This window comes from Mesorhizobium sp. M0618 (assembly GCF_040320765.1).
Classification (GTDB): Bacteria; Pseudomonadota; Alphaproteobacteria; order Rhizobiales; family Rhizobiaceae; genus Mesorhizobium.
Genome location: NZ_JAMYQH010000055.1, coordinates 1 through 18,408 on the forward strand (window position 1 = coordinate 1; position 18,408 = coordinate 18,408).

At 63.4% G+C, this 18,408-nt stretch carries 20 protein-coding genes and 1 pseudogene; 16 read left to right on the forward strand and 5 right to left on the reverse strand.

Going from position 1 to position 18,408, the window contains the following annotated elements:
- The first annotated feature begins 191 nt into the window (after positions 1 to 191).
- From NKJ04_RS32740 to NKJ04_RS32750, 3 genes are read left to right on the forward strand one after another with little or no spacing between them, the layout of a single operon-like run.
- Positions 192 to 1,580, forward strand: a complete 1,389-nt coding sequence (locus NKJ04_RS32740; RefSeq protein ID WP_352679961.1) for a M16 family metallopeptidase — start codon at positions 192 to 194, stop codon at positions 1,578 to 1,580.
- 4 nt (positions 1,581 to 1,584) lie between these two features.
- A complete protein-coding gene (locus NKJ04_RS32745; protein WP_352679964.1) occupies positions 1,585 to 2,925 on the forward strand; it encodes a M16 family metallopeptidase in 1,341 nt (446 codons plus the stop codon).
- On the forward strand, positions 2,922 to 3,785 hold the full coding sequence (locus NKJ04_RS32750) for a patatin-like phospholipase family protein (protein WP_352553913.1): 864 nt from the start codon (positions 2,922 to 2,924) through the stop codon (positions 3,783 to 3,785). Before NKJ04_RS32745 ends, NKJ04_RS32750 begins: the two co-directional genes overlap by 4 nt.
- A gap of 41 nt (positions 3,786 to 3,826) precedes the next feature.
- On the opposite strand, the gene NKJ04_RS32755 is transcribed toward NKJ04_RS32750, so the two are convergent.
- On the reverse strand, positions 3,827 to 4,366 hold the full coding sequence (locus NKJ04_RS32755) for a dihydrofolate reductase family protein (RefSeq protein ID WP_352553914.1): 540 nt from the start codon (positions 4,364 to 4,366) through the stop codon (positions 3,827 to 3,829).
- A gap of 128 nt (positions 4,367 to 4,494) precedes the next feature.
- Here NKJ04_RS32755 and NKJ04_RS33775 point away from each other — a divergent pair.
- The 3 genes and pseudogenes from NKJ04_RS33775 to NKJ04_RS32765 all read left to right on the forward strand — a co-directional run.
- Positions 4,495 to 4,695, forward strand: a pseudogene (locus NKJ04_RS33775) (patatin-like phospholipase family protein); the annotation flags it as partial.
- A gap of 186 nt (positions 4,696 to 4,881) precedes the next feature.
- Positions 4,882 to 5,238, forward strand: a complete 357-nt coding sequence (locus NKJ04_RS32760) for a MarR family winged helix-turn-helix transcriptional regulator (protein ID WP_352553916.1) — start codon at positions 4,882 to 4,884, stop codon at positions 5,236 to 5,238.
- 17 nt (positions 5,239 to 5,255) lie between these two features.
- Positions 5,256 to 5,990 (forward strand): NADPH-dependent F420 reductase, encoded by a 735-nt coding sequence (locus tag NKJ04_RS32765; protein WP_352553918.1) that lies wholly within the window; start codon positions 5,256 to 5,258, stop codon positions 5,988 to 5,990.
- A 338-nt stretch (positions 5,991 to 6,328) separates the two neighbouring features.
- Here the strand turns inward: NKJ04_RS32765 and NKJ04_RS32770 are convergent, their stop codons facing one another.
- Positions 6,329 to 6,982: a TetR/AcrR family transcriptional regulator gene (locus NKJ04_RS32770; protein WP_352679967.1), complete on the reverse strand. Its 654-nt coding sequence runs from the start codon at positions 6,980 to 6,982 to the stop codon at positions 6,329 to 6,331.
- A gap of 127 nt (positions 6,983 to 7,109) precedes the next feature.
- On the opposite strand from NKJ04_RS32770, the gene NKJ04_RS32775 reads away from it, so the two are divergent.
- Positions 7,110 to 7,988 carry an SDR family oxidoreductase gene (locus tag NKJ04_RS32775; protein ID WP_352553922.1) on the forward strand — a complete coding sequence of 293 codons (879 nt, stop codon included), beginning with the start codon at positions 7,110 to 7,112 and terminating at the stop codon, positions 7,986 to 7,988.
- A gap of 162 nt (positions 7,989 to 8,150) precedes the next feature.
- Here the strand turns inward: NKJ04_RS32775 and efp are convergent, their stop codons facing one another.
- Positions 8,151 to 8,720, reverse strand: a complete 570-nt coding sequence (gene efp / locus NKJ04_RS32780; RefSeq protein ID WP_127289004.1) for an elongation factor P — start codon at positions 8,718 to 8,720, stop codon at positions 8,151 to 8,153.
- A gap of 117 nt (positions 8,721 to 8,837) precedes the next feature.
- Here efp and epmA point away from each other — a divergent pair, with 117 nt between their 5' ends.
- Positions 8,838 to 9,878 carry an EF-P lysine aminoacylase EpmA gene (gene epmA / locus NKJ04_RS32785; protein WP_352679969.1) on the forward strand — a complete coding sequence of 347 codons (1,041 nt, stop codon included), beginning with the start codon at positions 8,838 to 8,840 and terminating at the stop codon, positions 9,876 to 9,878.
- A 112-nt stretch (positions 9,879 to 9,990) separates the two neighbouring features.
- Positions 9,991 to 11,241, forward strand: a complete 1,251-nt coding sequence (locus NKJ04_RS32790; protein WP_352679971.1) for an NAD(P)/FAD-dependent oxidoreductase — start codon at positions 9,991 to 9,993, stop codon at positions 11,239 to 11,241.
- Between the two features lie 23 nt (positions 11,242 to 11,264).
- Here NKJ04_RS32790 and NKJ04_RS32795 read toward each other — a convergent pair whose 3' ends face one another.
- The gene (locus NKJ04_RS32795) at positions 11,265 to 11,681 is read right to left on the reverse strand and encodes a VOC family protein (protein WP_013532348.1); all 417 of its coding nucleotides are present in this window, start codon (positions 11,679 to 11,681) and stop codon (positions 11,265 to 11,267) included.
- 167 nt (positions 11,682 to 11,848) lie between these two features.
- On the opposite strand from NKJ04_RS32795, the gene NKJ04_RS32800 reads away from it, so the two are divergent.
- The 6 genes from NKJ04_RS32800 (at position 11,849) to lpxK (ending at position 17,480) form a co-directional block, all read left to right on the forward strand.
- Positions 11,849 to 13,192, forward strand: a complete 1,344-nt coding sequence (locus tag NKJ04_RS32800) for a TldD/PmbA family protein (RefSeq protein ID WP_352679973.1) — start codon at positions 11,849 to 11,851, stop codon at positions 13,190 to 13,192.
- Entirely contained in the window at positions 13,179 to 13,994 is an 816-nt protein-coding gene (locus tag NKJ04_RS32805) for a 3'(2'),5'-bisphosphate nucleotidase CysQ (RefSeq protein ID WP_023813558.1), read from the forward strand. The genes NKJ04_RS32800 and NKJ04_RS32805 overlap by 14 nt, the downstream gene beginning before the upstream one ends.
- 103 nt (positions 13,995 to 14,097) lie before the next feature.
- Complete coding sequence (locus tag NKJ04_RS32810) at positions 14,098 to 14,343, forward strand: DUF4170 domain-containing protein (RefSeq protein WP_013532345.1); 246 nt, start codon at positions 14,098 to 14,100, stop codon at positions 14,341 to 14,343.
- Positions 14,344 to 14,348: 5 nt separating this feature from the next.
- Positions 14,349 to 15,140 (forward strand): lysophospholipid acyltransferase family protein, encoded by a 792-nt coding sequence (locus tag NKJ04_RS32815; protein WP_013532344.1) that lies wholly within the window; start codon positions 14,349 to 14,351, stop codon positions 15,138 to 15,140.
- Entirely contained in the window at positions 15,137 to 16,453 is a 1,317-nt protein-coding gene (waaA, locus tag NKJ04_RS32820) for a lipid IV(A) 3-deoxy-D-manno-octulosonic acid transferase (RefSeq protein ID WP_023813559.1), read from the forward strand. Before NKJ04_RS32815 ends, waaA begins: the two co-directional genes overlap by 4 nt.
- Position 16,454: 1 nt before the next feature.
- Entirely contained in the window at positions 16,455 to 17,480 is a 1,026-nt protein-coding gene (gene lpxK / locus NKJ04_RS32825) for a tetraacyldisaccharide 4'-kinase (protein ID WP_023813560.1), read from the forward strand.
- A 120-nt stretch (positions 17,481 to 17,600) separates the two neighbouring features.
- On the opposite strand, the gene NKJ04_RS32830 is transcribed toward lpxK, so the two are convergent.
- On the reverse strand, positions 17,601 to 17,834 hold the full coding sequence (locus tag NKJ04_RS32830; protein ID WP_031213688.1) for a DUF2093 domain-containing protein: 234 nt from the start codon (positions 17,832 to 17,834) through the stop codon (positions 17,601 to 17,603).
- Positions 17,835 to 17,958: 124 nt separating this feature from the next.
- On the opposite strand from NKJ04_RS32830, the gene NKJ04_RS32835 reads away from it, so the two are divergent.
- Positions 17,959 to 18,333 carry a hypothetical protein gene (locus NKJ04_RS32835; protein ID WP_352679977.1) on the forward strand — a complete coding sequence of 125 codons (375 nt, stop codon included), beginning with the start codon at positions 17,959 to 17,961 and terminating at the stop codon, positions 18,331 to 18,333.
- Positions 18,334 to 18,408: the final 75 nt, after the last annotated feature.

Sequence of the window (18,408 nt, forward strand, 5' to 3'; positions counted from 1 at the left end):
CTGGTCATCCTCAATGCAAAAGCACGCGATGCGCGCAACGAGTTCGTAATTGCAACTTGACACCCCAGATAGTCGCTCTCCCCCGCTTCACGGGGGCGAGGAACCGAGCACCGCCTCTAAAATGACCAACAATTAACTTTGCTTGTCGCCAGTACCTTGCCTATCGTCTGCAGACAGAACCGGAGCCGTTGATGACATCCAGGATTGAATGGCTGCGCGGAACGCTGTTGGCGTCCTCTTTGGCTTTTGTCATGACCAGCCCGGTGCTGGCCGAGAGCCCCGTCTTGCCCAACACGGTTCCGGCCGAGTTCAAGGTCACGGATTTCCTGCTCGACAACGGCATGGAGGTGGTCGTCATTCCCGACCACCGTGCGCCGATCGTCACCCACATGGTCTGGTACAAGATCGGCAGCGCCGACGAGCCGCCCGGCAAATCCGGCATTGCGCATTTCTTCGAACATCTGATGTTCAAGGCGACGACCAACCATGCGGCCGGCGAGTTCGACCGCGCCATCTCCGATATCGGCGGCTCCAACAACGCCTTCACCTCTTACGACTACACCGCCTTCCACGAAACGGTGGCGCCGTCGGCGCTCGAGCTGATGATGAGCTTCGAGGCCGATCGCATGCGCAATCTCATTCTCACCGACGATGTGATCAAGACCGAGCGCGATGTCATCCTCGAGGAGCGCCGCTCGCGCATCGACAACAGCCCCGAGGCCGTGCTGGACGAGGAAGTCGATGCGACGCTGTGGCAGAACCAACCCTATCGCATCCCGGTCATCGGCTGGATGCAGGAGATGCAGCAGCTGAACCGCGCCGACGCTGTAGCCTTCTATGACAAATATTACCGGCCCAACAACGCGGTGCTGATCGTTGCCGGCGATGTCGAACCGGACACGGTGCGGGCGCTGGCCGAAAAGACCTATGGCAAGGTGGCGCGCGGCCCCGATCTGCCGCCGCGCATCCGTCCGGTCGAGCCGGAGCAGAACACCAAGCGCACGGTGACGCTCGCCGATGCCCGCGTCAGCGTGCCGAGCTTTTCCACGCAATGGGTGGTGCCGTCCTATCACACCGGCAAGCCGGGCGAGGCGGAAGCGCTCGACCTCTTGGCGGAGATCCTTGGCGGCGGCAATCGCAGCCGGCTCTACCAGGCGCTCGTCGTCCAGCAAGGTATCGCATCCAGCGCCGGCGCCTTTTTCCAGGGCACCATGCTCGACGACACCAACTTCACTGTCTATGGCGCGCCGCGCGGCGATGCCAGGATTTCCGACGTCGAAGCGGCGGTCGATGCCGAAGTGGTGCGCATCGTCAAGGATGGCGTCACGCCATCGGAGCTGGAAAAGGCCAAGGACCGCTATGTCAGGTCGATGATCTTTGCCCGCGACAAGCAGGATTCCATGGCCAACATCTACGGCTCGACGCTGGCCACCGGCGGCAATGTGCAGGACGTCCAGCAGTGGACGGACCGCATCCGCAAGGTCACGACAGACGAGGTCAAGGCCGTCGCCGCGCGCTATCTCGTGCTCGCACGGTCGACCACCGGCTATCTCTTGCCGCAGCAACAGGCGGGGAATTGATTTGATGACGAGCACGAACGCGGTACGCGCACCCCTCACCACCCTTTTCCTCTCCATCCTCTTCCTCATCCTGCCGGCACTCACCGCGCGGGCCATGGACATCCAGTCCGTCACCTCGCCGAAGGGCATCACCGCCTGGCTGGTCGAGGACTATTCCGTGCCGGTCGTTGCCATCCGCTTTGTTTTCGGCGGCGGCTCGACGCAGGATCCGGTCGGCAAGGAGGGACTGGCCAATCTGATGACCGGCCTGTTCGACGAAGGCGCCGGACCGCTCGACAGCGAAGACTTCCAGATCAAGCTCGACGATGCCGGCGCCGAGATGAGCTTCGACGAGAGCCGCGACGGCATCTACGGCTCGATGCGCATGCTGGCCGAGCAGCGCGACCAGGCCTTCGACCTGTTGCGGCTGGCGGTCAACGAGCCGCGCTTCGACCAGCTGCCGATCGACCGCATCCGCGCCCAGATCCTGTCCGGCATCATCGCCGGCGAGAATGATCCCGACACGGTGGCGCAGAACAAATGGGCGCGCGCCCTCTATGGCGATCATCCCTATTCCCGCTCCGACCAGGGCACCAAGGAAAGCATCGCCACCATCACGCCCGATGATCTCAAAGCCCTGCACAAAGCGGTGTTCGCGCGCGGCGGGCTGCGTGTCGCCGTTGTCGGCGCCATCGACGCGGAGACGCTGAAGAAGAAGCTCGACATGGTGTTCGGCGACCTGCCGCAAAACCAGGCGCTGAGGCCGGTGGCCGATATCGACCCGAAGCTGGCGCAGCATATCGAGGTCGACTACGACCTGCCGCAGACCTCCCTGCAGCTCGCTTTTCCCGGCGTGAAGCGCAAAGCGGCGGATTTCTTCCCCGCCGTGCTGATGAACGAGATCCTCGGCGGCGGCACCTTCACCTCGCGCCTGTTCCAGGAAGTGCGCGAGAAGCGCGGGCTGGCCTACAGCGTCAACTCCTCGCTCATCAACCAGGACCACGCCAACGCGCTGATTGTCAGCACCGGCACCCGCTCCGACCGTGCGGCCGAGACGCTGGGCATCGTCCGCGATGTGGTCAAGCGACTGGCCGAACAAGGCCCGACCGAGGCGGAACTGGCGGCGACCAAGAAATACATGATCGGCGCCTACGCCATCAACAATCTGGACTCCTCCAGCGCCATCGCCTCGACGCTGGTCGAACTGCAGCTCGACGATCTCGGCATCGACTACATGCAGCGCCGCGCCGGCTACATCAACGCGGTGACGCTCGACCAGGTCAAGGCGGCGGCGAAAAAGCTGCTGACGACCGAGCCGACCATCATGGTCATCGGCCCGAAATTGGCCGGAGCCGGCAAGGGATGAGCCCGACCTTCGGCATCGCCTTCGGCGGCGGCGGCGCGCGCGGGCTGGCGCATATCCATGTCATCGAGGCGCTGGACGAGCTGGGCATCAAGCCGGTGGCGATTGCCGGCTCGTCGATCGGCGCCATCATGGGCGCCGGTATGGCCGCCGGCATGACCGGCAAGGAGATCCACGACTACGCCCGCTCGATTCTTGGCCGCCGCGCCGAGGTGGCGAGCCGCATGTGGCGGGCGCGGCCGGGCACCATCGCCGAAGCCATGCAGGTCCGCGTCAGCCAGTTCAACGTCGAGCGTATCCTGAAAGCCTTTCTGCCCGAGGCCATTCCCGAAACCTTCGCCGAGCTGAAAATCCCGCTCAAGGTGACGGCGACCGACTATTTCGGCCACAAGCTCGCTGTCTTCGATGACGGCGAACTGCACTCGGCGCTGGCGGCGTCGGCGGCAATCCCCGCCGTGTTCCGCCCGGTGATGCGCGACGGCAGGCTGCTGATCGATGGCGGCATCTACAACCCGGTGCCGTTCGACCTGATCGAAAACGATGCCGACATCATTATCGGCGTCGACGTGGTCGGCGCGCCGGAAGAAGCCGACCGCAAGCAGCCGACCTCCGTCGACCTGATGTTCGGCGCCACGCAGCTGATGATGCAGTCGATCATCGCCAACAAGCTGAAGCAATGCCGCCCCGACATCCTGGTCCGCCCGGCAGTCTCGAGATACCGCGTCCTCGACTTCCTGAAGATCGACGCCTTGATGAACGAGACGGTGGATATCAAGGACGAGCTGAAGCGGCAGGTGGAGAGGGTGCTGGAGGCGAGGAGCGCCGCCGCCGTTAAAGGGAGGCGAGGAAAGCAGGTCGGGTGAGGATGCATCTTCCCGACGCGATCTGAAAGGCTCCAACCGATTTACGATTTCGCCACCGGCACATACTCCAGCGCCACAACACCGTTGCTGAACGGCGTCGCCGAAATCAGTTCGAGCGACACCGCCGCGCCGCCTGGGAACAGTGGCTTGCCCTGGCCGACGGTGCCGGGGTAGCTGAGCAGCCTGACGCGGTCGACCAGGCCATGGCGCAGCAATTCCTGCGCAACGCTCAGGCTGCCATGCACATAGATGTTGCCGCCGCTGCCTTGCTTCAGCGTCCTGACCGCATCCGGCAGCGGTCCCTTCAGCAATTCGGCCGGCTTCCAGTCGAGCGCCTTCAGGCTGGTCGAAGCGACATATTTCGGCAGCGCGTTGAACCGGTCGGCAAAATCTCCGGTTTCCGTTGGCCAGGAGCCGGCAAAGATCTCATAGGTCGTGCGCCCCAAAAGCATGGCGCCGCTGTCGGCAAGCTCCTCCTCCTTGAACCTGTTCATCTCGTCGTTCCAGATCACCCTGGGCAGCTTCTCGACCTCGGCAATGCCATCGACGCTGATGAATTCGGTGACGATAAGTTTTCGCATGGCGCGCTCCTTCTTTGGTCAAAGGACGGAATGCGCAGGCCTTTTGCGACACGTTTCATGAAAAATAGCACGGCGCCTTGTCGTTTTCGGTCAACGCCATAGACACGCATTGACCTCACTGGCCTGACGGCGCCACGCAATTGATGTGCAGTCGATCATCGCCAACAAGCTGAAACAATGCCGCCCTGACATCCTGGTTCGCCCGGCAGTGTCGAATATCGCGTGCTTGATTCCTGAAGATCGACGCCTTGATGAACGAGACGTCTGACATCAATGGCGAGCTGAAGCGGCAGATGGAGAAGGTGCTGGAGGCGCGGCATGCGGTTTGACTCCAAGTGCAGCTGGAGGGTTGCATTCCTCCACAGTAACACTATCTAGTGCACTAGATACTAGTTCGCCAGTGAAGTCGGCTTGTCTCTTTGGGCTATGGTATGGCACCTCAAAAAAGCGCGTCACGTTTGGTTCGAATGCAAATCTCGTTCGCCCTGTACGGGGCGGCGGGCCGGATGGCACGCATGCACAAGCCGTTCCTCGATCCACTGGGCCTGACCTTTCCACAGTACCTTGTGATGCTGGAGCTCTATGCGTCCGCGCCCCGGTCCGTAGGTGATCTTGGAAACGCTTTGGGCATGGACACCGGCACGATCACCCCATTGCTCAAGCGGCTCGATACCTGCGGGATGGTGACGCGAATGCGAGATCCCGAGGACGAACGCCGGGTCCTTGTCGATCTCACACCTGCCGCTCACAGCATCAAAGACGAGGTCTGGAGCATCTCCGGCAAGATCAAGAGTGCCTGTCAAATGTCCGAGGACGAGATCATAGCGCTGCGAGACACTCTTCATGACTTCGCTCACCCTGCTAAAATTTGAAAACCAAAGGATGTAAAATGAAAATCGGAATCATTGGGGCCGGCAACATCGGCTCGCTGGTTGCAAAGAAGCTGGACGCCGCTGGCCACCAGGTGAAACTGGCGAACTCGCGTGGCCCCGAAAGTCTTGCGGACACAGTTGCCGGCACCGGCATCCAGGCCGTTGGGAGAGAGGCGGCAGTACTGGATGCCGATGTGGTCATCCTGTCAGTGCCCTTTGCCAAGAACCCAGACCTGGCAACGATTCTTGCCGGCGCCCCTGCTGGCGCAATCGTGGTGGACACCTCCAACTACTATCCAACCCGTGACAGCAAAATCTTCGAGGTTGATAGCGGCAAGCCGGAGACCGTTTGGGCCAGCGAGCAGGTGGGGCGCCCCCTTGTTAAGGCTTGGAACGCACTGCTAACGCAGACATTGGCAGAGGCCGGTTTGGAGGCCGGTGCTCCAGGTCGCATTGCCATCCCGATTTCGGGTGACGACGCCGCGGCCAAAGCACTTGTATCCGATCTCATCAGCGTCACTGGCTTCGATGCGGTGGATGCGGGTACTCTTGAGGAGTCCTGGCGACTGCAGCCGGGCACTCCCGCCTATTGCACTGAGTTGACCGCCCACGAACTCAAGACTGCGCTCACCGCCGCTGACAGGAAACGCGCTCCTTCGAACCGCGACGCCATCATGGCATCGTTCTCCAAGCCGGATGCAGAGTTCACCCGAGCTGGCGCAGTCGCAACCAATCGATCTCTCTCTGCCTGATTTAGATTGCGGCCGCCCGCGATAAGCGGGCGGCACGCAGCCTTCGCCAACTTACTGGGGCGCCTCTTTCACTAGGGCCATCGCCATGGACCCTCGCTCTCCACATGCCCTGAAAATTTCTGGAAGGGTTGATGCCTCACGAAACCGTGGCCCAGGGCGTCTTGTCGTCAACGACAATTTCGCCGTTATTCTTTCGATTTGCTAGCTGGAATATGCATCGATCGTCCTCATTGATGTTGCGCTTACTTTTTCTTCATCGAGCGGAGGCCGAATTTGCTCCATTCGCCGCCAAATTCTGGCGCTCGGCCTGCGGCCGCGTTTTTCGTCTGAGCTGACCATCAGGCGCTGCAGACGTCGAAGTTTCGATCAGCCGGCTCAACCGCAGCCTTGAGCAGCATCTTGGCCGCGTCGCGCGTTGCAAGAGGTTCAACGCCCCCCCTCATGGCTTGTGCGTTCACGAGCGAGCCCTGGATGAGCGCTAGGATCTGGACGACCACGCTCTCTTGATTTTTCAACTTCAAGGGCTGGATGAGCGACACGACAAACTCATGTAAGTTATGGAAATATGCTGCGAGCGTTGCCTGCACCTCTGGCGTTTCCGCGTCCGGTCCGAACTCGGCCAGCCCTCGAACGAAAGGACAGCCGCGGAAAGTAGGCTCCTGAAAGGACGCGTTCAGTGTGTCGAAAATAGCCAGCACGCGATCCAGCGGCACCGGTCCGGCTTGTTCTGTCGCAGTCGCCAGCATGTCGAACCACAGCGCGCTTTTGTGGCGCAGATAGGTAGCGGCAAGATTGGCCTTCGAGGGGAAGTGCTTATAGAACGTCATCTTTGCGACGCCGCTCTCGGCGATGATGCGATCTATTCCCACCGTATGGATGCTGTTTCGGTAAAATAGTTCAGACGCTGTTTTCAGAATTCGCTCTCGCGGAGCCGAGGCGTGCAGCGACCGCGATTCCAGGTCGAGGTACTCACTCACATCCAAAGTTTTCATTCTCGCCTGCCGGGTGCGCGTTCGGTGTAGAAACAGAATAGTCTGTCTATTTTCTCTTTGCAACGGACATACAGGTCTGTATATTCCTGCTTGCCCCGTTAGGTGGGCAAGCGAGAGGATCGAGAAAATGTGCAGCAAGGTTGTAGTTGTTACCGGCGCGAGCAGCGGTTTTGGAAAGCTCACCGCCTTGGAGCTCGCCAGGCGCGGGCACGTAGTGGTCGCGACCATGCGCGACATCGAAGGCAAAAACAGCCAGACGGGCAGTGAGCTAATCAACGCTGCAAAAGCCGAAGGGCATGAGCTCCAGGTCATTGAGATGGATGTGACGGACGAAGCGTCGGTCAACGCTGCGATCGATCGGGTCGTCGAGCAACACGGCAGGATTGATGCGCTCATCAACAACGCGGGCACGATGTTCGTCGGCGTGACCGAAGCCTACACGGTGGCAGACATCGAGCAGCAATTTGCGGTGAACTTTTTTGGGGCCGTAAGGGCCGACCGCGCCGTCCTACCCCATATGCGTGCTGCGGGCAGCGGCGTGCTGATCCATGTCACCTCGTTGATGGGGCGTGTCATCTTTCCGTTCTTCGGTGTCTATTCCGCGAGCAAGTTCGCGCTTGAAGCGCTTGCCGAGGCATATCGATATGAACTGTCCAGCTTCGGCGTAGACTCGGTGATCGTGGAACCCGGGCCATTTCCGAGCAATCTGCTTCCATCTAGCCCAGCGCCCTCGGACGAGCAGGTCTTGGCGACATATGGCGCAGTTGCGTTGGTCCCAGGCCAAATCAAAAACAACTCCGATCAGGGACTTGATCCTGCGAATCCACCCCGCCCTCAGTTGGTGGCTGACGCCATCGCACGGCTAGTCGAGGCTACGGAACGGCGCCCATTGCGCACCGTCGTCATGCCAGAGGGCATGGACTTCGGGGTGGAGGGACTGAATCAGGCCGTCGCTCCTATTCAAAACAACCTGCTTACTGCGCTCGGTATGTCAAACATGATCTGATAGCGGAACCGCCATCACGTCGCCGCCTATGACCTCAACGTCAGCTTCCGGCGCACGGGCGCCGAAAGCCGTCGGTCTGATTGCGGGCCTTCGATGCCTCGTCTCTAAGGGTCGCTCGCTGAGGAATAACCGCCTTCACCCTGAAGCTAAAAGCCAGCCCCCTCAGTCCTTCGCGCGCTCCACATAAGCCCCGTCCGCCGTCATCACGACCACGCGGGTGCCTGGCGCGATGTGGGGTGGCACCAGGGTGCGCACGCCGTTGGACAGCACGGCCGGCTTGTAGGAGGACGAGGCCGTCTGGCCCTTGGTGGTCGGCTCGGTTTCCACCACTTCGAAGGTGGCGCGCTGCGGCAGCACCAGGGAGATGGCGATGCCGTTGAACTGCGACACCTGCACGGCCATGCCTTCCAGCAGGTAAGGCGCCATGTCGCCGACCACGGCTTCCGACACCGCGACCTGGTCGTAGCTTTCCGGGTTCATGAAATGAAAGCCTTCGCCGTCGCGATAGAGGAAGGTGTGCTCGCGCTCTTCCACATAGGCGCGCTCAACCTGTTCGGTGGTGCGGTAGCGCTCCGAAACCTTTACCCCGTCGCCGATGCGGCGCATATCTAGCTGCGTCACCGGCGTGCCCTTGCCTGGGTGGATGTTTTCGGCAAAGAGGATCACATAAAGCTTGCCGTCCTTTTCGACGACGTTGCCTTTGCGGAGCGAACTGGCGATGACTTTCACCACGGTTTTATATCCTGCAAGAAGAGTTGACTGGCGTTTGCCGGCTTGTGCGGCGCTGGATGGGGGCCTACCGCATCTTGGCCGCCGCCGCCAGCCCCCTTCCACCATGTTCCGAGCCGCATGACCGAAGCTTCGCCCTGGTGGACGCCGCATGTCCACGCCGACCGCCGCCCGCGGCTGATGCTGCGCAACGGCATCGCCGCCAGCCTGCGCGATTGGTTCGCCGCCCATGATTTCGTCGAGGTGCAGACGGCAGCGCTGCAGGTCTCGCCCGGCAACGAGGCGCATCTGACGGCCTTCGCCACGGAAGCGGTCGGGCCGGACGGTGCAAGGGCGCCGCTCTATCTCCACACCTCTCCGGAATTCGCCTGCAAGAAGCTGCTCGCCGCCGGTGAAGTCAGGATTTTCAGCTTCGGTCCGGTCTACCGCAACCGTGAGCGCGGGCCTTTGCACCATCCCGAATTCACCATGCTCGAATGGTACCGGGTGGGCGAGGCCTATGAGAGCCTGATGCAGGATTGCGCGGCCTTCCTGGCGCTGGCCGCGACAAGGGCAGGGGCTACTCTTTTCTCGTTTCGGGGCCGCGACTGCGATCCGTTTGCCGAGCCGGAACGGCTGACGGTGGCGGAGGCCTTCACTCGCTACGCCGGCATCGATCTGCTGGCAACGGTCGCCGCCGACGGCAGCACCGATCGCGACGCGCTGTATGCGGCGTTGACCCGGGCCGGCCTGCGCACTGCGCCCGACGATAGTTGGGCAGATTTGTTCAGCCGTGTGATGGTGGAAAAGATCGAGCCGTTGCTCGGGCAGGGGCGGGCGACCATCCTGTGCGAATATCCACTGGCCGAGGCGGCATTGGCGCGGCCGAGCCCGAGCGACCCGCGCGTCGCCGAGCGCTTCGAACTCTATTGCTGCGGCGTCGAACTCGCCAACGGGTTTGGCGAACTGACGGACGCCGACGAGCAGCGCCGGCGTTTCATCCTCGAGATGGATGAGAAAGAGCGCATCTATGGCGAGCGCTATCCGCTGGACGAGGATTTCCTCGCCGCCCTGGCCATCATGCCGCCTGCCAGCGGCATCGCGCTCGGGTTCGACCGGCTGGTGATGCTGGCCACCGGCGCGCAAAAGATCGAGGACGTGATCTGGACGCCTGTTGCCTAGGCGCGGAAAGATCTGGCCTATTCGATTCCAGGGATCAAGACTGGACCGTGACCCCGAACCAAGAGACCACATGATCGGTACGGGATTTCAAGGTCAATCGGGAAGATCCACAGTGGCTGCTTCTGAAAAGGTCGAAATCGCCATTGTCGGCGCCGGAGTTGTCGGGCTGGCGACGGCGCTTCGCCTTGTCGCGGCCGGCCGCGAAGTTCTGCTCATCGATCCGAACGAGCCGGGCTCCGGCGCGTCGTTCGGCAATGCCGGGACGATCGCCGAATATGCCTGCATGCCGGTCGGCACTCCTGCGGTGCTGCGGGCGTTGCCAAAGCTGCTGCTTGATCCCGACAGCCCGTTTTCGCTGCGCTGGCCGGCGCTGCTGCAGCTGGCGCCATGGCTCGTTCGGTTCATGCGGCAATCGCTGCCGGCGGCCACCCGGGCCAATGCACTGGCGCTCGCCGGACTGCTGGCCGACGCCCTCCCGGCCTGGGAGGAAATGGCTGGGGAGGCCGATCTGGACGATCTGCTGCGCCGCAATGGCTGTCTTTACCTCTATCGCCGCGAGAGCGATTTTGCCGCTGGCGCCGGCGGCCGGGCAATGCGCGCTGGGTTTGGCATCCACCAAGAGGTGCTGACTCCCGAAGAGGTGGCGGCACTTGAGCCGGGCCTGCCGGCGACAGCAGCGCATGGCGTGTATTTTCCCGACTCGATCAATGTCACCGATCCGGCAATGGTGATGCGGCGGTTGCTGGGCGCGGTGAGCGCCCGTGGTGCATCGGTGAAGCAGGCTGAGATCACCGGGCTGCAGGTCGAGGCTGGCGGTGTCCAACTCAGCGGCCCCGGCGTTCGCATCAAGGCTGGCACGGTGGTGATCGCCGCCGGTGCACGGTCACGCGCACTGGCCGCGCAGGCCGGCGACAGGATTCCGCTCGAGACCGAGCGCGGCTACCATCTGGAATTCCAGACCGACGCGCCGCTGCTCAACCGGCCTGTCTGTCCCGTCGATCTTGGTTTCTACCTGACGCCGATGGCTGGCCGCTTGCGGGTCGCCGGCACGGTCGAACTCGGGGGCCTGGTCGCGCCGCCAAATCCGCGCCGGCTGGCGCTGCTTGACCGTGGCGCCAGGCAAATTTTTCCCGGGCTCGGCTCGCCTGCCTCGCAATGGCTCGGCTTCCGGCCGTCCCTGCCGGATTCCAGGCCGGTCATCGGCGCTTCGCGCGGCAGCTCCCGCGTAATTCATGCTTTCGGGCACGGCCATCTCGGCCTGACGCTGGCTCCGATCACCGCGCGGCTGGTCGCCGACTTGATCGGCGGACGCGGCGATCCGGCTCGGCTCGCACCTTTCGCGGCAGGCCGTTTCGGCCGTTGATCGACCGATGCCATCGATCTGAGCTAGTGCGCGAAAACCTGCTCCAGCGAGCGAAAGCCTTTGAATTCCAAGGCATTGCCCGAGGGGTCGCGGATGAACAGTGTCGCCTGTTCGCCGGGCTCGCCCTTGAAGCGGACCATCGGCCGTTCCAGCCAGTCGATGTCGTCGCGCGCCTCCAGCCGCGTCGCCAGGCGCTGCCAGTCGTCCATCAAGAGCACGGCGCCGAAATGCGGGATCGGCACGACAATGCCGTCGACCTTGCCGTCGCTGGGGGCCTGTGCGGCCTGCGGCCGCAGATGCGCCGACATCTGGTGGCCGTAAAGGTCGAAATCGACCCAGGTCGCCGACGAACGGCCGATGGCGCAGCCCAGCACCTCGCCATAGAAAACGCGGGTTTCATCGAGATCACGGACCGGGAAGGCGAGATGGAAAGGCGTCATCGAAATGCTCCGTGCAGGCTGCGGACCGATTTTGCGTCACAGGGTTCGCGGTTTTGAACCGCCCACCCTGCATTTTGATTGAAGCCTATGCCATTGCACAAGCCGGACCGGAACAATAGATGGGTGGGCAACGGCCGCACACCGGCCGCACCAGCAGGATTTCAGGCATGACCGATATATCAGACGCAGCAAAATTGACCGACCGCGTCGCGGCCCTGGTCGAGGCTGCCAAGAAGGCCGGCGCCGATGCCGCCGACGCGGTGGCCGTGCGCGGCCGCTCGACCGGCGTGTCGGTGCGTCTCGGCAAGGTCGAGGCTACCGAAGCCTCCGAGAGCGAGGATGTCGCGCTGCGCGTTTTCGTCGGCGGCCGCGTGGCGAGTGTCTCGGCGACAGCGGCGTCCGACCCGAAAACACTGGCCGAGCGCGCCGTTGCGATGGCGAAAGTGTCGCCGCAGGATCCTTATCAGGGGCTGGCCGACCCGGCATTGCTGGCCAAACAGACGCGCGATCTCGATCTCTTCGACGCCACCGAAGTGTCCGCCGACCAGTTGAAGGAAGCCGCATTGGCGGCGGAAGCGGCAGCGCTTGCCGTCAAGGGCGTGACCAATTCGGCCGGCGCCAGCGCCGGTGCGGGGCTGGGCGGTCTGGTACTGGCCACCTCGCACGGCTTCCTCGGCCACTATGTCGGTTCGCGTTTCTCGCGCTCGGCCAGCGTCATCGCCGGCGAGGGCACCGGCATGGAGCGCGACTATGAATTCTCCTCGCGCCAGCATTTTGCCGATCTCGATGCGCCCGAGGACATCGGTCGCAAGGCCGGTGAGCGCGCCGTGCGCCGCATCGGCGCGCGCAAGGCGGCGACCGGGCCGGTCGACGTGGTTTTCGATCCGCGCGTCGCGCGCGGCATCGCCGGCCATCTTGCCGGCGCCATCAACGGCGCCTCGGTCGCGCGCAAGACCTCGTTCCTGCGCGACATGATGGGCAAGCAGGTGGCCGCGTCCGCCATCACCGTCACCGACGAGCCGCTCCGGCTGCGTGGCCAGGCCTCGCGGCCGTTCGACGGTGAAGGCGTCGAGGGCGAAAAGCTGTTGATGGTCGAGAAGGGCGTGCTCAACCACTGGTTCCTGTCGACCTCGGCCGCAAGGGAACTGGGCCTCGTCACCAACGGCCGCGGCGCGCGCGGCGGCTCTTCCGTGACGCCATCCTCCACCAATCTCGCCATCGAGCCGGGCGAGCGGTCACCGGAAGAGTTGATCAAATCGCTCAAGACCGGCTTCTACGTCACCGAAGTGTTCGGCCAGGGCGTCGACATGATCACTGGCGAATATAGCCGTGGCGCCTCGGGTTTCTGGATCGAGAATGGCGAGCTGGCCTATCCGGTCGCCGAGGTCACAATCGCCTCGAACCTGAAGACGATGTTCCTCAACATGGTGCCGGCCGATGACCTCGACCGTAATTTCGGCACCGCCGCCCCAACGCTCCTGATCGAAGGCATGACCCTTGCCGGAGCATGACCTGACCACTGCCGGGGCCATCTCCGGCGCCTCTGGGGACTTGCCGCTGCTGCGCGATGCCGCCCGCGAGGCGGGGGTCATCGCCATGCGCTACTTCGGCAACAGCCCACAAGTCTGGATGAAGGGCGGCACATCGCCGGTCAGCGAGGCCGACCATGCCGCCGACGCCTATCTGCGCGAAACGCTGCTGGCGGCCCGGCCCGACTATGGCTGGCTGTCGGAAGAGACGGTCGACGATCCGGTCCGGCTTTCCGCACGCCGCACCTTCGTCGTCGACCCGATCGACGGCACACGCGGTTTTCTGGAAGGCCAGCGTACCTGGTGTGTCAGCGTCGCCGTCGTCGAGCATGGCCGCACGTTGGCCGGCGTGCTGGAATGCCCGGCGATGGAGGAGACCTATTGGGCGCTGCCCGGTCAGGGCGCCTTCCGCAACGGCAAGCGCATTGCGGTTCGCCAGCTGGCAGACACGGCCGAGATTTCCGGGCTGAAGCAGTTGACCGACCTGATGCCGGCCGAATGGCAGGCGCGCCTGAAGCGGGCGCCCTACAGCCCTTCGCTCGCCTATCGGCTGGCCATGATTGCCAATGGCGCGCTGGATGCCACTTTCGTCAAGCCGAACGCGCATGACTGGGACATCGCCGCGGCCGATCTCATCTTGCGCGAGGCCGGCGGCCAGTTGCTCGACCAGCATGGCCGTGCTCCGCTCTATGCCGGCGAGGTGACTCGTCACGGCGCCCTTGCTGCCGGCAGCGGTGAATTGCTGGCCGTGCTCGCCGGCGTCATCGCCGGTCTGGACGCGTGAAAGCGTTTTCCCGGGCGAGATGAATTCATCTCGCCCTAAAGGTTCCAAAGTCGGCGGCTTTGGTCTAGACCTGTCACAAACTCACGATATGTGAAGGACCGACATGGCCGCGGAAGACGGAAAGAAACAGCTTTTGCATCTGGTGTTCGGTGGCGAACTGAAGAAGCTTGGCGGCACCGAATTCCGCGATCTCGACGGGCTCGACATCGTCGGCATCTATCCCGACTATCAATCCGCGCACACGGCGTGGAAAGCCAAGGCGCAAGCCAGCGTGGACAACGCCCACATGCGTTACTTCGTCGTTCATCTGCACCGGCTGCTGGACCCCGACAACAAGGCTGCCGGTTGACTTCGATGGAGCATGACCTGGCGAAAGGGCCAGCAAGCGATGCCGCGCCCACGGGCAGGGGACGCAGCCGCACGACCAAGGCCTTCTGGCGCAAGATTCGCCAACCGCTGGCGCAGTCGCGATTCGTCAAGAACGCCATCGCCAGCCTGTTCGCCCAGTTCGTCCGCTTCGTGCGCCTCACCAATCGCGTCGTAGAGGGCTCGGCGCGGTTTTCGGGTGGCGCCTATACCGAGTTCGAGCCTGGCATCATAGCCCTGTGGCACGGCCAGCATCTGTTGACGCCGGCCTATTATCCCAAGCGCAAGCCGCTGGTCGCCATGGTTTCGCGCAGCGCCGATGCTGAGCTCAACGCGCTGATGCTGGAGAAATTCGGCATCGAGGCAGTGCGCGGGTCGGGCGGGCGGGAAAATGCCAGGCACCTCGACAAGGGTGGGGCAAAAGCGCTTATCGCCCTGAAAAAGTCGCTCGCCGTCGGCAAGAACGTCGCCATGATCGCAGATATTCCGCACGGCACGCCGCGAGACGCAGGGCTTGGCATCGTTCTCCTGGCTCGCCTCTCGGGCCGGCCGCTTGTGCCTGTCGCCATCACCACCAGCCGTCGCAAGGTGTTGGAGAAGAGCTGGGACAAGACCACCATCAACCTGCCGTTCGGCCGTTCGTCGATCGTCATCGGCCAACCGATCTTCGTGGCGGCCGGCGCCGATGACGCCGAAATGGAGCGCAAGCGCCAGGAAGTGACGACCGCGCTCAATGCCGCGACTGCCGAGGCCTACCGTCTCGTGGATGCTCCGCGATGAGCGGCCGCTGGGCACGGGCCATGCTGTCGGCTTACCGGTTCGCGGGTGCGGCAGCCTATCCGCTGGTCGGGCCCTATGTTGCCTGGCGCACCTCGCGCGGCAAGGAAGACCGCTACCGCCGCCGCGAGCGCTATGGCGTCGCCGGCCGCGCGCGCCCCGACGGGCCGGTGATCTGGATCCACGCGGCGAGCGTCGGCGAGACCATAGCCGTCGTGCCGCTGGTCGAAAGCATTCTCGACTATGGCGTCAACATCGTGCTGACGACCGGCACGGTCACCTCGGCGCAGGTCGCCGACGAGCGTCTCGGTGATCGGATCATCCACCAATATGTACCGCTCGATCTCAAGCCGGCGGTCAGCCGGTTCCTCGATCACTGGCAGCCGGATCTGGCGATCATCGCCGAATCCGAGATCTGGCCGATGACCATCCTCGAGCTTGGCGCGCGCCGCGTGCCGCAGGTGCTGGTCAATGGCAGGCTGTCCGACCGCTCGTTCAAGTCGTGGAAGAAACGCGCCAACATCGCCGAGGCGTTGTTCGAGAACCTGGCTCACGTCGTGGCGCAGTCGGATGTCGATGGCGAGCGGTTTCTGGCGCTCGGCGCCCGGCCGGTCACCGTGTCGGGCAATCTCAAGGTCGATACCTCGCCGCCGCCCGTCGACGAACGGGCGCTGGCGACGCTGCGGCGGCAGATAGGCACGCGCCCGACCTGGGCGGCGATCTCGACCCATGACGGCGAGGAAGTGGTCGCGGCTGAAGTCCACGCGACGCTGCACAAGCGCCACCATGGCCTTCTGACGATCGTCGTTCCGCGTCATCCCGATCGCGGCGAGGCCCTTGCGGCGCAGATTTCCGGCTTGGGCCTGAAGGTCGCGCGGCGCAGCAAGGGCGACAGGATCGCCGCCGACACGGATATATTGCTCGGCGACACGATCGGCGAGATGGGGCTCTATCTCCGGCTGACAGAAATCGCCTTCGTCGGCCGCTCGCTGACCTCCGAGGGTGGCCAGAACCCGCTGGAGCCGGCCATGCTCGACACGGCGGTTCTCGCCGGGCGCAATGTTCAGAATTTTCGCGAGGCCTACCAGCGTCTCCTCGACAGCGGCGGCGCCAAGCTGGTGCGCGATCGCGACATGCTGGCCGGCGCCGTCAATTTCCTCCTGACCAACGAAGTGGCGCGCCACGAGATGATGGCGGCGGGTGTAGCGACCGTCGACGAGATGCGCGGCGCGCTGGCGCGCACGCTGAAATCGCTTGAGCCCTACATCCAGCCGCTGGTCGTCAAGTCGCGCCTGAAGGGCGCGAACGGGCGCTAGCGTGGCCTCCGAAGCACCACCATTCTGGTGGGAAGAGCCGGACTGGCGGGTCTTGGCGCTGTCGCCGCTATCGGCCATCTATGCCGCCGCCGCCGGCCGCGGCATGCGGCGGGCCAAGCGCGAGAAGATCGAAGCACCCGTTCTGTGCATCGGCAATTTCACGGTTGGCGGCACCGGCAAGACACCGGTGGCCATCGCGCTCGCCAAACAGGCCAAGCGCATGCGTCTCAAACCAGGCTTCCTGTCGCGCGGCCATGGCGGCTCCTTCGCCGAGCCGCATGTCGTCGATATCCATCACGACAGCGCCCGGCATGTCGGTGACGAACCGCTGCTGCTCGCCGAACACGCGCCGGTGGCGGTGACGCCGAACCGCGCCGCCGGCGCTCGGCTGCTGCTGGAACGGCATGGCTGCGATTTCCTGATCATGGATGATGGCTTCCAGAGCGCCCGCATCCACATCGATTATGCGCTGGTCGTCGTCGATGCGCGCTATGGGATCGGCAATGGCCGCGTCATTCCGGGCGGGCCGCTCAGGGCCAAAATCGTCGACCAGCTGGTCTTCACCAGCGGGCTGTTGAAAATGGGCGAGGGCACTGCCGCCGACGCCGTGGTCCGCCAGGCGGCACGCGCCGGCCGGCCAATCTTCGAGGCCCATATAGAGCCAAGCAGCAAGGCAGGGCTTGCCGGCAAGCGGTTCCTCGCCTTCGCCGGTATCGGCCATCCCGAGAAATTCTTCGACACGGTGCGCGAAGCCGGCGGCGAACTGGCATTGACGCGGCCGTTTCCGGACCATCATTTCTATGCCGAGGACGAACTTGCCGAGCTGGCGGCGACCGCACGCGCCGAAGGGCTGGTGCTCATCACCACCGCCAAGGACGCCGCCCGGCTACGCCACGGCGCCTCACAGGACTTTCTCGACCGGCTCGAGGTGCTGGAGATCGACACGGTCTTCGAACTCGACCACGTTCCCGAGCGCATCATCGATGAGACGCTCGATGCCTGGCGCCAGCGCAAGCTGAAAGGCTAAAGCAATTCCAGGAAAAGTGTGAAACGGTTTTCCCGGAAAAAGCGCATAGCGCTTTCCCTTGGGAATTGCGTCAAACAAAGAGATAGAGCGGTTCGCCGTTCCGTGAAACGGTGAACTGCTCTAACCGCGCTTACGCAGCTCCGGATGCATCTCGATTTCGCGGCGCAGCGAGGCGGTGGCGCTGATGTAGGGCTCCTGCCTGGCGACGCTCCAGTATTTCAACTCGTCGAGCGGAATGCTTTCGCCTGTCACCGCGCAGCGCACGAACGCGCCGGGACTGGTAACCTGGAAGTCGCCATCCAAATAGCGGATGCGGGCTTCCTTGCCGCCGGGGCCTTCGAAACGGTTCATCATGCGGGGACGCCAGGGTTCATGAGGATTTCTCGCCATAAATTCCCGGCGAGGTCAAGCATGCGACAAGCCTGAGACAATGCTGAACGCTTATTGTGAAGCGGAAAAATGGTGTTGGCAGGCCGCAATGGACATTTCCTCCACTCGTCTTCCCGCGTTGCTCAGGGAAGTGATGACGCCGCAGGCAGTGCCCTCGGGGCAGGCTGATCCAGTCATGGCGGCACTGGTCAAGGCGCTGGTCCAACCGCCGGCACCGTCTCTGCTCGCACAACAGACAGCGCCAGCGCTGTTGACTTTGCCGGCCGCGCCAATGGCCGTCAAATCGCAGCAGATCGCATCGGCTGGCATCGTCGATGCCTATCTTGCCCAACTTGAGACGGGCGAAGAGGCGGCGTTGGCGACCATCGCGGCGAGAAAGGCAAAACCCGAAGCCGAAACACTGCGAGCCTTCTTGCCGCCTTCGACAACAGCCAATGACAATGCCCCTGCCAAGCTGAACTGACCCCCGAAAGTTGGACATCAACCTTCGGGGGTTTTCATGTCCAAACACAGCGAGAGTTTGAAGCGCACTGTTGTT

What these genes read in the sequence shown, in the direction of transcription:
- NKJ04_RS32800 (WP_352679973.1), top strand. Translation starts at nt 11,849, where the DNA reads ATGACCGATATATCAGACGCAGCAAAATTGACCGACCGCGTCGCGGCC.
- NKJ04_RS32760 (WP_352553916.1), top strand. Translation starts at nt 4,882, where the DNA reads ATGCACAAGCCGTTCCTCGATCCACTGGGCCTGACCTTTCCACAGTAC.
- NKJ04_RS32775 (WP_352553922.1), top strand. Translation starts at nt 7,110, where the DNA reads ATGTGCAGCAAGGTTGTAGTTGTTACCGGCGCGAGCAGCGGTTTTGGA.
- NKJ04_RS32740 (WP_352679961.1), top strand. Translation starts at nt 192, where the DNA reads ATGACATCCAGGATTGAATGGCTGCGCGGAACGCTGTTGGCGTCCTCT.
- NKJ04_RS32755 (WP_352553914.1), bottom strand. Translation starts at nt 4,366, where the DNA reads ATGCGAAAACTTATCGTCACCGAATTCATCAGCGTCGATGGCATTGCC.
- NKJ04_RS32765 (WP_352553918.1), top strand. Translation starts at nt 5,256, where the DNA reads ATGAAAATCGGAATCATTGGGGCCGGCAACATCGGCTCGCTGGTTGCA.
- epmA (WP_352679969.1), top strand. Translation starts at nt 8,838, where the DNA reads ATGACCGAAGCTTCGCCCTGGTGGACGCCGCATGTCCACGCCGACCGC.
- waaA (WP_023813559.1), top strand. Translation starts at nt 15,137, where the DNA reads ATGAGCGGCCGCTGGGCACGGGCCATGCTGTCGGCTTACCGGTTCGCG.
- NKJ04_RS32830 (WP_031213688.1), bottom strand. Translation starts at nt 17,834, where the DNA reads ATGATGAACCGTTTCGAAGGCCCCGGCGGCAAGGAAGCCCGCATCCGC.
- NKJ04_RS32795 (WP_013532348.1), bottom strand. Translation starts at nt 11,681, where the DNA reads ATGACGCCTTTCCATCTCGCCTTCCCGGTCCGTGATCTCGATGAAACC.
- NKJ04_RS32745 (WP_352679964.1), top strand. Translation starts at nt 1,585, where the DNA reads ATGACGAGCACGAACGCGGTACGCGCACCCCTCACCACCCTTTTCCTC.
- NKJ04_RS32815 (WP_013532344.1), top strand. Translation starts at nt 14,349, where the DNA reads ATGGAGCATGACCTGGCGAAAGGGCCAGCAAGCGATGCCGCGCCCACG.
- NKJ04_RS32770 (WP_352679967.1), bottom strand. Translation starts at nt 6,982, where the DNA reads ATGAAAACTTTGGATGTGAGTGAGTACCTCGACCTGGAATCGCGGTCG.
- NKJ04_RS32750 (WP_352553913.1), top strand. Translation starts at nt 2,922, where the DNA reads ATGAGCCCGACCTTCGGCATCGCCTTCGGCGGCGGCGGCGCGCGCGGG.
- NKJ04_RS32835 (WP_352679977.1), top strand. Translation starts at nt 17,959, where the DNA reads ATGGACATTTCCTCCACTCGTCTTCCCGCGTTGCTCAGGGAAGTGATG.
- NKJ04_RS32810 (WP_013532345.1), top strand. Translation starts at nt 14,098, where the DNA reads ATGGCCGCGGAAGACGGAAAGAAACAGCTTTTGCATCTGGTGTTCGGT.